This is a genomic window from Streptomyces cellostaticus (assembly GCF_001513965.1).
Taxonomy (GTDB): domain Bacteria; phylum Actinomycetota; class Actinomycetes; order Streptomycetales; family Streptomycetaceae; genus Streptomyces; species Streptomyces cellostaticus.
In genome coordinates this window covers 61,577-76,427 of record NZ_KQ948036.1, presented here as the reverse complement: position 1 = coordinate 76,427, position 14,851 = coordinate 61,577, and the positions used below count along the sequence as shown (strand labels likewise).

Annotated in this window: 15 protein-coding genes; 6 read left to right on the top strand and 9 right to left on the bottom strand. The window is 72.0% G+C overall.

Annotated features, from left to right (window positions below; translation table 11 throughout):
- Nucleotides 1-212: 212 nt before the first annotated feature.
- Entirely contained in the window at nucleotides 213-2,030 is a 1,818-nt protein-coding gene (locus AQI88_RS31735) for an RICIN domain-containing protein (protein WP_067005748.1), read from the bottom strand.
- Between the two features lie 411 nt (nucleotides 2,031-2,441).
- Here AQI88_RS31735 and galU point away from each other — a divergent pair, with 411 nt between their 5' ends.
- Nucleotides 2,442-3,395, top strand: coding sequence for a UTP--glucose-1-phosphate uridylyltransferase GalU (galU, locus tag AQI88_RS31730; RefSeq protein ID WP_067005746.1), 954 nt, complete (start codon nucleotides 2,442-2,444; stop codon nucleotides 3,393-3,395).
- Nucleotides 3,396-3,446: 51 nt separating this feature from the next.
- Here the strand turns inward: galU and AQI88_RS31725 are convergent, their stop codons facing one another.
- Nucleotides 3,447-3,905: a DUF4442 domain-containing protein gene (locus tag AQI88_RS31725; RefSeq protein ID WP_208615954.1), complete on the bottom strand. Its 459-nt coding sequence runs from the start codon at nucleotides 3,903-3,905 to the stop codon at nucleotides 3,447-3,449.
- Nucleotides 3,906-4,020: 115 nt separating this feature from the next.
- Here AQI88_RS31725 and AQI88_RS31720 point away from each other — a divergent pair, with 115 nt between their 5' ends.
- The gene (locus AQI88_RS31720; protein ID WP_067005742.1) at nucleotides 4,021-5,025 is read left to right on the top strand and encodes a DUF8017 domain-containing protein; all 1,005 of its coding nucleotides are present in this window, start codon (nucleotides 4,021-4,023) and stop codon (nucleotides 5,023-5,025) included.
- A gap of 55 nt (nucleotides 5,026-5,080) precedes the next feature.
- On the opposite strand, the gene AQI88_RS31715 is transcribed toward AQI88_RS31720, so the two are convergent.
- Entirely contained in the window at nucleotides 5,081-5,419 is a 339-nt protein-coding gene (locus tag AQI88_RS31715; RefSeq protein WP_159050452.1) for a hypothetical protein, read from the bottom strand.
- Between the two features lie 190 nt (nucleotides 5,420-5,609).
- Between AQI88_RS31715 and AQI88_RS31710 the strand changes: the two genes are divergently transcribed.
- Nucleotides 5,610-6,902: an MFS transporter gene (locus AQI88_RS31710; protein ID WP_067005738.1), complete on the top strand. Its 1,293-nt coding sequence runs from the start codon at nucleotides 5,610-5,612 to the stop codon at nucleotides 6,900-6,902.
- On the opposite strand, the gene AQI88_RS31705 is transcribed toward AQI88_RS31710, so the two are convergent.
- From AQI88_RS31705 to AQI88_RS31685, 6 genes are all read right to left on the bottom strand, one after another.
- On the bottom strand, nucleotides 6,864-7,709 hold the full coding sequence (locus AQI88_RS31705; RefSeq protein ID WP_067005736.1) for a spermidine synthase: 846 nt from the start codon (nucleotides 7,707-7,709) through the stop codon (nucleotides 6,864-6,866). The two genes, AQI88_RS31710 and AQI88_RS31705, sit on opposite strands and share 39 nt — an antisense overlap.
- A gap of 138 nt (nucleotides 7,710-7,847) precedes the next feature.
- Nucleotides 7,848-9,020, bottom strand: coding sequence for an elongation factor Tu (gene tuf, locus AQI88_RS31700; RefSeq protein WP_067005734.1), 1,173 nt, complete (start codon nucleotides 9,018-9,020; stop codon nucleotides 7,848-7,850).
- Between the two features lie 280 nt (nucleotides 9,021-9,300).
- Nucleotides 9,301-10,023, bottom strand: coding sequence for a DNA alkylation repair protein (locus AQI88_RS31695; protein WP_067005732.1), 723 nt, complete (start codon nucleotides 10,021-10,023; stop codon nucleotides 9,301-9,303).
- Between the two features lie 123 nt (nucleotides 10,024-10,146).
- Nucleotides 10,147-10,326: a hypothetical protein gene (locus tag AQI88_RS43825; protein WP_079057942.1), complete on the bottom strand. Its 180-nt coding sequence runs from the start codon at nucleotides 10,324-10,326 to the stop codon at nucleotides 10,147-10,149.
- 92 nt (nucleotides 10,327-10,418) lie between these two features.
- Nucleotides 10,419-10,934 carry a DUF1877 domain-containing protein gene (locus tag AQI88_RS31690; protein ID WP_067005730.1) on the bottom strand — a complete coding sequence of 172 codons (516 nt, stop codon included), beginning with the start codon at nucleotides 10,932-10,934 and terminating at the stop codon, nucleotides 10,419-10,421.
- A 31-nt stretch (nucleotides 10,935-10,965) separates the two neighbouring features.
- Nucleotides 10,966-11,841 carry an undecaprenyl-diphosphate phosphatase gene (locus AQI88_RS31685; protein WP_067005729.1) on the bottom strand — a complete coding sequence of 292 codons (876 nt, stop codon included), beginning with the start codon at nucleotides 11,839-11,841 and terminating at the stop codon, nucleotides 10,966-10,968.
- A 224-nt stretch (nucleotides 11,842-12,065) separates the two neighbouring features.
- On the opposite strand from AQI88_RS31685, the gene AQI88_RS31680 reads away from it, so the two are divergent.
- Genes AQI88_RS31680 through AQI88_RS31670 form a run of 3 tightly spaced genes read left to right on the top strand, consistent with a single transcriptional unit; the run spans nucleotide 12,066 to nucleotide 14,850 of the window.
- Nucleotides 12,066-13,214: a Gfo/Idh/MocA family protein gene (locus AQI88_RS31680; protein WP_067005859.1), complete on the top strand. Its 1,149-nt coding sequence runs from the start codon at nucleotides 12,066-12,068 to the stop codon at nucleotides 13,212-13,214.
- The gene (locus AQI88_RS31675) at nucleotides 13,211-14,140 is read left to right on the top strand and encodes a DUF6807 domain-containing protein (protein WP_067005727.1); all 930 of its coding nucleotides are present in this window, start codon (nucleotides 13,211-13,213) and stop codon (nucleotides 14,138-14,140) included. The genes AQI88_RS31680 and AQI88_RS31675 overlap by 4 nt, the downstream gene beginning before the upstream one ends.
- The gene (locus tag AQI88_RS31670) at nucleotides 14,134-14,850 is read left to right on the top strand and encodes a cupin domain-containing protein (protein ID WP_067005725.1); all 717 of its coding nucleotides are present in this window, start codon (nucleotides 14,134-14,136) and stop codon (nucleotides 14,848-14,850) included. The genes AQI88_RS31675 and AQI88_RS31670 overlap by 7 nt, the downstream gene beginning before the upstream one ends.
- The last annotated feature ends 1 nt before the right edge of the window (nucleotide 14,851 follow it).

Below are 14,851 nucleotides of genomic sequence, written 5' to 3'. Positions count from 1 at the left end.
CCCCTCCACACACCCTCGCAAGTCCGGCAAAGCGCCAGGAGCGTTCACCGCCCACACGCCCGGCGGCAACACACCGTGGCATGGAAGCGACTTCTGTAAATTCCGCATGACTTCCCCCCGGTGGCTCGATCGCGGCACGCGGCCGGCCGGACGCCGGGGAGGTGGGGGGACAGCGGGCGAGGGCCACCCGCCGGGTGGCCCTCGGGCGTCGGTCAGCCCAGCAGGGAGCCCACGGCGGTCGACACGGCGGTGACGGTGCCGGTGACCGGGGGCACGAGCGCGCCCACGAGGTCACGGGAAGCCGCGGGCCGGACCGGAGCGGGGGCGTCGCCGGTGCCGACCTGGGCGATCCGGGGCTCGTACTCCTCTTCCCCCCGTTCGGGCGGCCGGGTCCCCGGCCCGGGCTTGTCCCTCGGGGCGTCCTCGCCGGGCTGCCCGGCGGATCGCCGCGAGGGCTCGGGGCGCCCCGGATCCGGCGCGTCCGGCGCGGCGGAGGCGTGCGGCGCCGCGGCCGCTTCCGGTTCCAGGACCCACAACTGCTCGCCGGACCCGTCGCGGGCTGCCACCACCACACGGGCGGAGGACGTCCCGGATCCCGGGGAGAGGGCAAGACCCCCCGGCCGACGGAGCAGCAGTTCGCCGCGGACCGTGAGGTCGTACGCCACCTCTCCGGCGTGCACGACGCAGCCGGACACCACGACCGTGCGCGTCCCGGGGTCGGCGGCCAGGCAGAGGGTGGGGTCGGCGGCGCTGCGCAGCAGCCCGTCATCCCGGTACGACCACTGCTGCGAGCCGGCGGACGAACATCCGGCCAGCAGGACAGCGGCGCCCGTCTCGGCCCTGCCTCCGCGCACGTCCAGACAGCGCCCGGAGGCGAGAGAGCGCAGCCGGCCATGGGCGGCCTCGACGGTCTCGCCGACCGAGGCGGCGGACGGGGAGGCGGCAGACGAACGCCGGCCGGTGGCGCCGGGGCGGGCGGACTGGCCGACCGGGGCGCCCCAGGTGACGTGCGGACCCGGGACACCGTTGTCATCGGACCAGCCCTTGGTGACGAGCACGGTGGCGAGCAAGGCGAGCGCGGTGAGGCCGACGCCGACCGCCAGAGCCGTACGGCGTCTGCCCTCGGGCGCCGTACGGTGCCGGCCGCCCGGTCCCGGGTGCACCGCCGGGGGCTCGCACGGCCACTCTTCGACGGCACCGCGGCCGGGGCGGGAGTCGAGGTAGCGGCGGGCGCCCCAGCCGAGCACGGTCTCGGCGAGCAGGACGTCCAGGCCGCCCTCGAAATGGCTGAGCTGTTCGGCGGCATGCCGGCAGTGGCGACAGGCCGTCAGGTGCTGTTGCACATCGGGGAGCAGAGAGCCGCCTCGGCGAATCGGGACGTCCAGGAGGCGGTTGTAGAAGCGGCATTCCCCGGAGGGCGCGACTTCCCGGTGGGCGCGTACGCAGCCCGCCCGGAATTGCTCGCGGGCCTGCTCCAGGGCGGCCGCCGCGGTGGCCACGTCGATCCCCAGCAGACCAGCGGGTATGTTTATGGGTTCCGCCTCGACCTCGGTATGCCACAGAAGGCATTGGGAGGCGCCGGGCAGGGCCTGGAAAGCGCGTTCTGCGAGTTGCCGCCTTTCGGGCGTGCCGGGCATTGTCGCGCGTAGACCACGGCCGCCGGTGGGTTTGCGCAATTCCGGCATGACCACGCATGCCGCGTCGTCGGCGGCCCAGGCGCGGACGGTCTCCCGGACGGTGACGAGGAGCTGCGGGCGCAGGGCGCCGCCGACCGCCCCGCCGGCCAGCCGGCCGAGTACTCGCTGGACGGCGGCGGTGGCCACGAGCTGCGCCGAAGGCCCGGCGGCGGCCAGGCAGACGACCGCATAGTCGCGCGTGGACCGCCAGTGCCGGGCCAGCAGCAGGGCGACGGCGTGATGCCGGCCGCCGTCCGGGCCGCCCAGCTGGGCGACGAGATTGCGGTCGGACTCCCCCGGCAGCGAACCGGGGCAGGGCGGGAACGGTGGGCGTGGGGGGTAGGGGGAGTGCACGAAACCATTTCCTTTCCAGCCGCAGGACGGCACACGAAAGGACGTCCTGTCGGAAAGCAGTGCCTGATTGGTGCATACCTAAAGGGCCGGCCTCAGCGTTCGGTCATGGCCTTTGCCCTCCCGTGGGGAGGCTCACCTTCGCACACGCCCCTCACAGGAAACAAGAAGTTCGATTGACCCGACTTCAAAATCGGTGAATTACTCGACAGTTACCGACGGTATCGCCACGCGATCGAGAAGCGGGGGTTGCGTGACGGTCATCTTGTGTGCGGCAAAAGCCGGATGGCACACGGGATCTCCAACTTCCCGGCGACCGCCGCACGACGGGCGACCGCCGCACGACGGCCCACCCACAGCCGGTTCCCACGTTTCTCTCGGTGCGCTCTCATCCGCGTGCCGCAGCATGGCCGCATGATCGCCCCCCACTCCACAGCGGCCCCCGCCTCCCCCCGTCCGGTGCGCAAGGCGGTCGTCCCGGCCGCCGGGCTCGGCACCCGGTTCCTGCCCGCGACCAAGGCGACGCCGAAGGAGATGCTTCCGGTCGTGGACAAGCCGGCCATCCAGTACGTCGTCGAGGAGGCCGCCGCGGCCGGGCTGGACGACATCCTGATGGTGACCGGCCGGCACAAGCGGGCCATCGAGGACCACTTCGACCACGCCGTCGAGCTCGAGCAGGCGCTGGCGGCCAAGGGCGACACCGTGCGCCTGGACGCCGTACGCGATCCCGCGCGGCTCGCCGACATCCACCACATCCGCCAGGGCGACCCGCTGGGTCTCGGCCACGCCGTCCTCTGCGCCCGCCACCACGTCGGGAACCAGCCCTTCGCCGTTCTGCTCGGCGACGACCTGATCGACCCGCGCGAGACCCTGCTCAGCCGCATGCTGGAGGTCCGCGACCGATACGCGGGCAGCGTGGTCGCGCTGATGGAGGTCGACCCGGCACAGATCCACCTCTACGGCTGCGCGGCGGTGGAGCCCACCGGCGAGGCGGGCGTCGTACGCGTCACCGGCCTGGTGGAGAAGCCGTCGGCACAGACGGCGCCGAGCCGCTACGCGGTCATCGGCCGCTATGTCCTCGACCCCGCCGTCTTCGGCGTCCTGGAACGCACCCCGCCCGGACGCGGCGGCGAGATCCAGCTGACCGACGCCCTCCAGGACCTGGCCACGACCGGCACGATGCACGGGGTCGTCTTCGACGGCCTGCGCTACGACACCGGCGACAAGGCCGACTACCTGCGCACGGTGGTCCGCCTGGCCTGCGCCCGCCCGGACCTCGGCCCCGAATTCATGGGCTGGCTCAAGGAGTTCGTGGCGGGTCTTGAGAACGACGGGGCAGACACCCGGGACCGGCGCCGGGCCGCCTGAGGCGGCGCAGCAGAAGAGGGGCCCGGCCGGGCCCCTCTTCCAAGTACCGCTTCAGTCCTTGCTGTTGGGCCGCAGCGTCCACACGACCTGCATCTCGCCCGTCACTGCTCCGTCCGCGCGCCGGATCTCGATCGCCACCGGGAACTCGGGGCGCTGCCCCGCGTCCAGTTCGGCCACGACGTCGGCGGCCGGGCGGCCCAGGGTCGCGGTCGCGGTGACGGCGCCCATCGCCAGCTTCTTGTAGCCGATCTCGGCCCGCACGGCGAGCGGCACGGCGCGCGGGAGCTGGTCCCCGAACGCGGCCAGGACGATGGCGCCGCTGGCCGACTCCCCGAGCGTGAACATCGCGCCGGCGTGCGGGCCGCCCACGTGGTTGTGGTACTCACCCTGGTCCGGCAGGGACACCACGGCCTTCTCCGGAGAGGTCTCCAGGAACTCCAGGTTCAGCGTCCGGGCCATGGGCACGGTGGCGGCGAGCATCTCGCCGATCGACATCTGGTCTGTGCTCATGCCGCCATGTTACTCATGAGTAGCCGCGGCTGACCAGAGCGGGCTCCGCTTCGCTACAACCCTGGCGAGGGGTGGTGACCGAATCGTGTTCCTGACGCCGCTAGGGTGGGCCCCCATGTGGCCAGGACAGCAGCAGCCGCCCGGGGGCGAGCAGAACCCGCAGAACAACCCGTACCAGCAGCCGGGGTACCAGCAGCCGAATCCGTACCAGCAGCCCGGCTACCAACAGCCCGGCCCCTATGCGCAGCAGCCACAGTGGGGGGCTCCGGCACCCGCGGGGGCCCCGCAGCCCTCGCCGGGCGGCGGTGGCGGTGGCGGGAACCGGACGAAGGTCGTCGCGATCGTGGCGGCCGCGGCCGTGGTGGTGGCCGCCGGCGTGACCGCGTTCCTGGTCCTGGGCAACAAGGACAAGAAGGACGAGGCCGACAAGCCGAGCAGCCCAGCCAGGTCTTCGTCCTCCGGCCCGAGCGCATCCGCGTCGGGGTCGGGCGACGACCCGCGGAGCAACGAGACCGACAAGCCGACGATCGCCGGCTGGAAGGTCGTAGTGAACCCCAAGTGGGGCGTCGCCTTCGACGTGCCGTCGGACTGGGAGGTCCAGGCCCCCGGCGTCGGGGTCGGCTTCGACTTCCCGAACTCCGAGAAGGACAAGGGCATCACCATGTCGGGCCTCGCCCAGTACAAGTCCAAGTGGTGCACGTCCGACGACGACAAGGACGGCCGTACCCAGGACACCCCGCTGGCGGTCATGGGCACCAAGGGCGCCAGCGGTGCCAAGAACACGGACGAGATCGCGATCAACACGCCGGCCTGGTGGGTCTACGGCGGCTACACCATGCCGGACAAGAAGAGCATCTCGTGGGACAAGAAGGCCACCCCCTTCAAGACCACTTCGGGCATCGAGGGCAGTTACGCGTGGGCCCAGTCGACCCACACGCCACGCAAGGGCAAGTGCGTGACCGACGGCAAGGCACTCACGTTCGGCTTCCAGAACTCGACCCACGACTACGTGTCGTTCAACTTCTACGGAGCGACCGGCGTGAAGGGCGAGATGCCCAAGGCGACCGTCCTGAAGATCCTCAGCACGGTCCGGCTGAACGGAACCCCGACGAACGACTGAGCCCGCAGGGCTTTCCGGCCCGCCGCGACACGGCGGGCCGGAACACCATGGAGCCTCAGCCCTGCCGCAGGTAACCGCGGTAGACCCAGTGGCCGTACAGCGAGCCCGGGCCGTCGTCGGAGACCTGGCAGCGCTCGATGCACTCCCAGGTGCCGTCGCTCTTCTGGCACTCGTACCGGGAAACCACCTTGTTGCCCTTGTGCACGTAGCCGATCACCGTGCCGCGCGCGCCCGGCGTCTTGTGGACCGGGGCCTTCGCCTTGGTCACCACGTAGCGGTGAGCGACGGGCTGGCAGCTGAACGACGAGGCCGAGGCGGGCGCCGCGACGACGGCGGGCAGGGCCGCACCGAGGAGCGCCGCCGTACCCATCAGGGCTGCAACATGCTTACGCATGCAGATCCTTTCTCACTCTGTTTACACATATGCGTCACAACCACAACAAAAGTCATGAACATGACTTGATTAGCTTAAAAGTCTCCTCCACCGCAGTCAAAAACGCGCCACGCACGGCGAGTTGACCGGATCGGCCGCCGCCGTCGGAAACCGGTTTGAAACCGCGGCACACGCGAGTGATAGTCACCCGGTGACGTCAGCCCTCCCCCGCCACCGGCCCAGACCCTCCTGGGCGGGCCGCAACTACACCCTCCTGGCCACGGCGGCCGTCATCACCGGTCTCGGCGCGAACGGATCGCTCATCGCCGCCGCGTTCGCCGTGCTGGACGCGGGCGGCGACGGCGGTGACGTGGGACTGGTGGCCGCCTCCCGGACCCTGCCGCTGGTGGTGTTCCTGCTCATCGGCGGCGCGCTCGCGGACCGGGTACCCCGGCACCGGGTGATGGTCGCGGCCAACGCCCTCAACTGTCTCTCCCAGGCGGCCTTCGCACTGCTCGTGCTGACCGGCGAACCCCGGCTGTGGCAGATGATGCTGCTCACCGCGCTCGGCGGCACCGGGCAGGCGTTCTTCGGCCCGGCGGCCGAGGGCATGCTGATGTCGTCCGTGGACGGGGAACAGGCGGCCCGGGCGTTCGCCTTCTTCCGCATGGCCACCCAGGGAGCGGCCCTCGGCGGCGCCGCGCTCGGCGGCGCACTGGTGGCGGCGATCGGCCCCGGCTGGGTCCTCGCGATCGACGCGGCTGCCTTCGCCGTCGCCGGAGCCCTGCGCTCCTTCCTCGACGTCGGTCACATCCCGCCGCGCGAGCCGGGTGAGGGCATGCTGGCCGATCTCCGGGAGGGCTGGCGGGAGTTCATCGGCCGCCCCTGGCTGTGGGGCATCGTCGTCCAGTTCTCGATCGCCAACGCGGTGGTCGGCGCGGCCGACGCCGTCTACGGCCCGCTCGTCGCCCGCGACAGCCTGGGCGGGGCGGGCCCCTGGGGACTGGCGCTGGCCGCGTTCGGCGCGGGCACGGTGACCGGCGCCCTGCTGATGACCCGCTGGAAACCCCGCCGCCTGCTCCTCGCAGGCACCCTGTGCGTCTTCCCGCTGGCGCTGCCCTCGGCCGCGCTGGCCGTGCCGGTGCCGGTGGGCGTCCTCTACGCGGTCATGTTCGTCGCGGGCACGACGGTGGAGGTGTTCAGCGTCTCCTGGATGACCGCGCTGCACCAGGAGATCCCCGAGGACAAACTCTCCCGGGTCTCGGCATACGACTGGTTCGGCTCGGTCTCCCTCGTTCCGCTGGCCACGGCCCTGGCCGGCCCCGCCGAGACCGCGTTCGGCCGCACGGCCGCCCTGTGGGGCTGCGCGGGCCTGGTCGTCCTGGTCACCGCCCTCGTCCTGCTGGTCCGGGACGTCCGCACGCTGACCCGCCGCACCGAGCGGACGACCGCCGCCCACCTCCCCTCAGCCGATGCCGAAAGCCCCGTCGGGGGGCTCGGGTGAGGGCACGGCGTCGGTGTCGTGGACCGGCCGGGCGGCGCCGATGAAGTCCCTGAGCGCAGCACCGTGTTCGACCCGGGCAGGGAAGGCGTCCGCGGCGGTACGGCGGGCGAGGGCGGCCGTGTCGACACTCCGGTGCGAGGCGACGAGCACCGCGTTGCCGAACCGCCGCCCGCGCAGCACCCCCGGCTCGGCGATCAACGCCAGCTCCTCGAACACGGCCGCGAAATTGGCCAATTGGGAGCGCAGGAAGGCGAACGGCGCCGCGTCGGCGAGGTTGGTCAGATAGACCCCGCCGGGACGCAGCACGCGCTCGGCCTCGCGGGCGTAGGCGAGGGAGGTGAGGTGGGCCGGCACGCGTGAGCCGCCGAACACGTCGGCGATCAGCACGTCGGCCGAGTCGTCCGGGGCGGCCTCCAGCCAGGCCCGGGCATCGGCCGCGTGCAGCGCGACACCCGAGCCCTGCGCAAGCGGCAGCTGCTCGACGACCAGCTCCAGCAGGGCCCGGTCGGCCTCGACGACGTCCTGCCGGGAGCCGGGCCGGGTGGCCGCCACATAGCGCGGCAGCGTCAGCGCCCCTCCCCCGAGGTGCAGCACATCCAGCGGCCGCCCCTCTTCGGCGACGGTGTCCAGGACATACCCGAGCCGCCGCGCGTACTCGAACTCCAGATACGCGGGATCATCCAGATCGACGTACGACTGCGGCGCCCCGTCCACGGTGAGCAGCCAGGCCCGCTCCCGATCGACGTCCGGCATCAACTTGGCGGTGCCGTGATCGACGGCGCGGCTCACAGGTATGGCTTCACTCACGAATCCATTGTCACCGGTACGGGCAGACACCGGGCACGGAGACCCACCCCAGGGGCCCGGGGCAGTATTGATATGCGGCTCCGCCGCGTGGGCGCGACCAGCCACAACGGCCCCGCAGTCCCCCACACACCTCACCCCCTACGAACCGACGGAGATGACCGTCCCGGCGCCCACAGTCCTCCCACCCTCACGGATGGCAAACCCGAGCCCCGGCTCCAACGGCACCTCCCGCCCCAGCTCCACACTCATCTCCACCGTCTCCCCGGGCCGGGCGACCGCCACCTCCCCGAGGTCGACGTCCCCCACCACATCCGCCGTACGGATGTAGAACTGCGGCCGGTAGCCCGTGGACACCGGAGTCGTACGACCGCCTTCGCGCCCGGACAACACGTACACCCGCGCCGTGAAGCGGCGACTGGGTACGACACTGCCCGGCGCAGCCACCACGTGCCCCCGCCGGACGGCGTCCCGCGGCACCCCCCGCAGCAGCAGAGCCACATTGTCCCCGGCCTGCGCCTCCTGCATCGGCTTGCCGAAGGTCTCCAGCCCGGTGACGACGCTCTCCACGTCGGCGCCGAGCACCGACACCCGGTCCCCCAGGCGGAGCGTCCCGCGCTCCACGGCACCCGTGACGACCGTGCCCCGCCCGGTGATGGTGAGCACGTTCTCCACCGGCAGCAGGAACGGGGCGTCCAGATACCGCTCGGGCATCGGCACGTAGGTGTCGACCGCGTCGAGCAGCGCCTCGATCGACGCCGTCCAGCGCGGGTCGCCCTCCAGGGCCTTCAGCCCGGAGACGCGTACGACGGGTACGGCGTCCCCCGGATACCCCTGCGCGGTCAGCAGGTCGCGGACCTCCAGCTCGACCAGGTCGCTCAGCTCCTCGTCACCCGCGTCGGCCTTGTTCAGGGCGACGACGATGTGGTCGACGCCCACCTGCCGGGCGAGCAGCACGTGCTCGGCGGTCTGCGGCATGATCCCGTCGAGCGCGGAGACGACGAGGATCGCCCCGTCGAGCTGCGCGGCGCCGGTGACCATGTTCTTGACGTAGTCGGCATGGCCCGGCATGTCGACGTGGGCGTAGTGCCGGGTGTCGGTCTCGTACTCGACGTGCGCGATGTTGATGGTGATGCCGCGGGCGGCCTCCTCCGGGGCCCGGTCGATGCGGTCGAAGGGGACGAAGGTGCCGTTGCCGCGCTCGGCCAGGACCTTGGTGATGGCGGCGGTCAGGGTGGTCTTGCCGTGGTCGACGTGGCCCATCGTGCCGATGTTCAGGTGCGGCTTGGTGCGCACGTATGCCGTTTTGGACATGGCTGTACCTCGAAGTCTCTCAGCCGTAAGGAGATGCGGGACCCCAAGGACTGCCCGACCCTCCCCCTGCGGGGTCCGCCGGACGATCCGGAGAGGGTCAGCTTCGGGCGCCGTCGACAGCGGCCAGGAGAATCGGGACGGCAGCCTTCGGGGCATCCGCGACGGCGGATGCTGCGAGGAGGAAGGCGTACCGGAACATGACGACGATCATCGCCGACGGTATGTCCGGCGTCGAATGGTTTTTCGCGGTACGCGCGTCGAGGGCCGTCGGACGAGGCCCTCAGGAGCCGATGTTCTTCAGCGCCTCACGGACCGTCAGCGGAGCGAACCGGCCGCGCTCCCGCGCCAGGAAGCCGCGTACGGCCTCGGGATCGGTCTTGGCGTACTCGCGCAGGGACCAGCCGATGGCCTTGCGGATGAAGAAGTCGGGGTGCCCGGACTGGAGCAGGCAGTACGCGAACAGCCGCTCGGTGTCGGTGCGTTCCTTGTAGCGGAGCTGGTGCAGCAGGGCGGCACGGGCCACCCAGAGGTCGTCGTCGGTGATCCAGGCGTCCATGTCGGCGGTGAGCCCGGGGTCGGCCGCGACCAGGGCGCCGACGACGTGCGCGGCGAGCAGGTCGACGGTGTCCCACCAGGGGACGGTGGTGAGGAGGTACCGGGCGACGGGCAGGAACGCGGAGGAGCAGCGGGCCGCGTGCAGGCGCAGGTAGTCGACGGCGAAGTAGTGGTACTCGCGCTCGGCCAGCCGCCAGCAGCGCAGGGCGATCGCGGCGCAGTCGGCCTCGTCGGGCCGGGCCGTGCCGGCCAGCACGGTGCGGGACAGGGCACGGCGCTCCGGGGTGGGGATGCCGAGAAAGGGCGCCACGTCCTTCATGTACGCCCGCATGGGCACGGCCCTGTCCGGATCACCCGCGCCCGCATACGTGGCGGTGAGCCTCTCCAGCACGGTATCGGCGAGGGCACTGCGCGGCGCGTCCGGCGGGGCCGCACCTGTGACGGTCATGAGACGAACCCTACGGCGACCGCACCCGTTCGCCGGTCGGTGTCACCGGAACCGCATCATCGAACGGCGTCCGGGCCGGACACGGCAGGTCTTCTCCTACGGCCCCGGCACCGCACCCCGGCCTCAGGCCGCCTCGATGACCTCCTCGCGGATGGCCTGCGCCCACTCGACCACCAACAGCTCGTACTCCGCGCGCTCCTGGGCCGACAGGGTGCCGCCCGCACGCAGCCACAGCGCCCGGATCTGCTCGTTCACCTCGGCAGCAGACCGCACGGAACCAGGGGGCAGGAAATCGGGGGACATGCGGACCAGCCTAGGGGCAAGCACTGACAGTGCGCTACCGCGCGGCTACTCAGAACGTATGGGGTTGGTCACCGCGAGCACGGGCCGCGTCCTCAGTCGCGCCAGACCAGCATGCATATGCCCAGCAGAGCTGCCGACCGGAAGAAGTCGCGGGTGGCGGTGAAGTGCCGGGCGGGATACGCCCGCACGTCGCCCTTGAAGCCGCCGAATCCGCAGGCCACGGCCGCTTCGGCGGGGTCCGCGGGGAGTCCGGAGAGGACGTCGTCCAGGTCCACCCGGTCCAGCGCTCGGCAGATGTCCGAAACGGCGGCCGGGGAGAGGATTCGGGGCGGGCCGTCGATGCCGTCGTAGAAGCCGGGGTGGTCGAGGAAGCCGATGTCCCCGCCGGGATCACCGTCGATCACCCGCTCCAGCAGAGCGGTCAAGCCGGGATCGGGAACCCGGGCGCGGCAGTACCGGAGCAGTCCCCCCAGCGCCCAGTCCGTGTCCAGGGTGTCATCCACCGGAGGATCCCAACCAGGGTCCGCGTCGGGGGAGTCGAGCGCCGTCGCACGGCAGCACTCCAGGTGGTCCGGGGCGACACGGGCGAACTGCTGGGTGACGGCCATGCGGCGGGAGCGTAGCCGGTGCCGGAGCCGGTCAGCTCGCCGATTCCGCCGCGTGAGGGCTCAGGACGCCCGCCGTGACCAGCGCGATGATGACGATGCCGAGGGCGATGCGGTACCAGACGAACGGCATGAAGCTCTTGTTGGAGATCCACTTCATGAACCACGCGATCACCGCGTATCCCGACACGAACGCGATCGCCGTCGCGAACAGGGTCGGGCCCCAGGCCACGTCGCCGCTGCCCACCGAGTCCTTCACCTCGAACAGCCCGGACGCCAGGACGGCCGGGACGGCCAGCAGGAAGGAGTAACGGGCCGCCGCCTCCCGCTTGTAGCCCATGAAGAGGCCGCCGCTGATGGTGGCGCCGGAGCGGGAGACGCCGGGGACGAGGGCGCAGGCCTGGCAGAGGCCGTAGATCAGGCCGTCCTTCACACGGAGGCTCTCGAGTGTCTTGCGCTGCTTGGGCGCACGGTGCCTGCGGCCGGTCTCGTCGCGGGCTGCCAGCCGGTCCGCGATGCCGATCACCAGTCCGACGACGATGAGCATCGCGGCGGTGATCCGCAGATCGCGGAACGGCCCCTCGATATGGTCCTTGAGCGTCACGCCGAGCACGCCGATCGGGATCGAGCCGACGATCACCAGCCAGCCCGTCCGGGCGTCGTGGTTCTGCCGCATCGCCTTGTCGAACAGAGACCGGAACCACGCCGAGACGATCCGCCCGATGTCCTTGCGGAAGTAGATCAGGACCGCCGCCTCCGTGCCGATCTGGGTGATCGCGGTGAAGGCCGCCCCGGGGTCCTCCCAGCCCGAGAAGGCGGCGGTCAGCCGCAGATGGGCGCTGGAGGAGACGGGGAGGAACTCGGTCAGCCCCTGGACGAGTCCGAGGACGAGGGATTCAAACCAAGACATGAAGGCAGGACGTCCAAGTGCTGGTGGGATACGTGGTGATCATGTGATGAAGGCAGCGTAGCGGGCCTCGGTGACCGGCCGGGTGCAGGGGCTGGGCACTCGCCCCGGCAACGGGTGTTGACCCGCCCCTGCGCAGCCGCTTACGTTGCAGCGCAGGAGAAAGCGCTTGCTGCACCCGCCGCACCGCGCCCGCCGCCGTCCCCGGAGGAGTGCTGAACCCGCTCATGCCCCGCACGAGATCTCCCTTCGCCGGCCGGCGCATCCGGGCCGCCGTCATCGGTACCGGCGCCATCGGGCGCGGATCCCATCTGCCCGCACTCGCCGGGCTCGCCGAGGAGGGCGGGACGGAGGTCGTCGCGGCCGTCGACATCGACCAGGACGCCGTCGAGGCGTTCTGCGCCCAGGCCGGTATCCCGCACGCCTACACGGACCTGGACCGGATGCTGGCCGAGCAGCGGCCCGACCTGGTCACCATCTGCACCCCGCCGACGCTGCACCGCGCGCAGACGGTGGCCGCGCTGCGCGCCGGGGCCTGGGTGTGGTGCGAGAAGCCGCCGGTGCCCTCGCTCGCCGACTTCGACGCGATCGAGGCGGAGGAGGGCACGGACGGCGGGCCGTACGCGGCGATCGTCTTCCAGCACCGCTTCGGCTCCGGATCCCGCCAGGTACGGCGACTGCTCGCCGAACGGGCGATGGGGCGCCCGCTGGTGGCCCACTGCCAGACCACCTGGTACCGGGACAGCGCCTACTACGCCGTGCCCTGGCGGGGCCGCTGGCACACCGAGGGCGGCGGCCCGGCCATGGGGCACGGCATCCACCAGATGGATCTGCTGCTGGACCTGCTCGGCCCGTGGAGCGAGGTCCGCGCCATGGCCGGCCGGCTGGTGCACGACGTGGAGACCGAGGACGTCTCCACCGCGCTGGTCCGCTTCGCGAACGGCGCGCTGGCGACCGTCGTCAACAGCGTGCTCAGCCCCGACGAGGTCAGCCGGATCCGTATCGACTGCGAGCGCGCCACCGTCGAACTCACCCACCTCTACGGGCATGCCAACGACGACTGGCGGATCACCCCGGCCCCGGACGTGCCCGCCGAACAGGCCGCCCTCTGGCGGGACTTCGGCCCCGACGTGCCGAGTTCCCACCTCGCCCAGCTGCGGGAGCTGATCGCGAGCATGCGCGCAGGAGAGCGGCCGCGCAGCAGCGGGGCGGACGGACGCACCAGCCTGGAGCTGATCACCGCGCTGTACAAGTCGGCGTTCACCGACACGACCGTACGGGCGGGCGAGATCGGGCCGGGCGACCCGTACTACACGGCCCTGCACGGCGACGCGCCCGGCTGGGCGCCCCGCGCGGCCGAGGAGGTGCCGGCATGAGCGACGGCCTGCGCCTGGTGCACGCCCACGGCGACCGGATCACGGTGACCGAACCGGCCACCGGCGTGGAGCTGTTCGCCTATGTCTACCGCCCGGAGGCGGCCTGGGAGGCGCCCAAGCCGTATCTGCACCCGGTCCGGACCCTCGCCGGAGACGTCGTCACCGACTACCGGCCCAACGACCACCGCTGGCACAAGGGCCTGTCGCTGACGGCCTCGCATCTGTCCGGGGCGAACCTGTGGGGCGGCAACACATACGTTCACGGAAAGGGATATCTCGAACTCCCAGAGCGTGTCGGCTCGATGGCGCACGTCGGCTTCGACGAGGTCAGCGCCGACGGGGACCGGGTCGTCATCGCCGAGCGGCTGACCTGGCACCCGCACAGCGGCGAGCTGTGGGCCGGGGAGGTCCGCCGCATCGAGGTGCACGATGTCGACCCGACCTCCGGCTCCTGGGCGCTGACCTGGACGTCCTCGGTGACCAACCGCCGGGAGACGCCCCTTTGTTTCGGCAGTCCGACCACCGCCGGACGAGAGATGGCCGGCTACACGGGCCTGTTCTGGCGCGGCCCGCGCGCGTTCCGCGACGGCCGGATCATCGGCCCCGACGGGGAGGGGCCGGAGCTGATGGGCGCGCAGGGCCCCTGGCTCGCCCTCTGCGGGGAGCACGACGGCACCGACGGTCACGCCACCGTCGTCATCGCGCACGCCCCGGAGAACGATCACTCCGGCGTCCGGGGCACCCATCCCGCCCACTGGTTCGTCCGCAACGACCCCTTCGCGGGCATCGCCCCGTCCTGGGCCTTCCACGACGAGCTGGAGCTGGCCCCCGGCGACACCCTCACCCGCCGCTACCGCGTCGTCGTGGCCGACAGCGCCTGGGGGCGGGAGGAGATCTCCGGGTACCTGGAGGCGCATCCGTGGTGAGCGCGTACGGCGGGCTGCCGGGCGGGGTCGCCGTCTCGCGCCTGTGCGTCTACGACTGGCCCGCCGCCGACGGCCTGCGCGGCGGAACTCCCCATCTTCACCTGGCGTGTTCGGAGGGGTACGTGGTCACGGGCGGGACCGGTGCCGTCCAGACCCTGACGGCGTCCGGGTACGCGGTCACGCCCCTGGAGGCGGGCACGGTGGCCTGGTTCACGCCGGGCACCGTCCACCGGCTGGTCAACGAGGACGAGCTGCGCATCACCGTCCTGATGCAGAACAGCGGCCTGCCGGAGGCCGGCGACGCGGTGCTCACCCTGCCCCCGCAGTACCTGGCCGACCCGGAGACGTACGCCGCCGCGACCACGATCCCGGCCGACGCGCCCGAGGAGGAGCGGGAGCGGATGGCCCGTGCCCGCCGCGACCTCGCCCTGGCGGGCTACCGCGCGCTGCGCGAGGCCTCGGGCCCCGAGGCGCTGGCCGCCTTCCACCGGGCCGCGGCGGCCCTCGTGCAGCCCCGGCTGGCGGAGTGGCGCGAGCGGTGGCGGCGCGGGGCGCGGGCGGCCGCCGAGGCCACCGGGGGCCACCTGGACCGCCTCGAACGCGGCGACGTCTCCCACCTCGCCGACGCCGTCGTGCGGGCCGAACAGCCGTCGGCGCGCGGGAGGTTCGGGATGTGCGGGCGGCTGGACGTCTACCCGGCGCAGCCGTGAG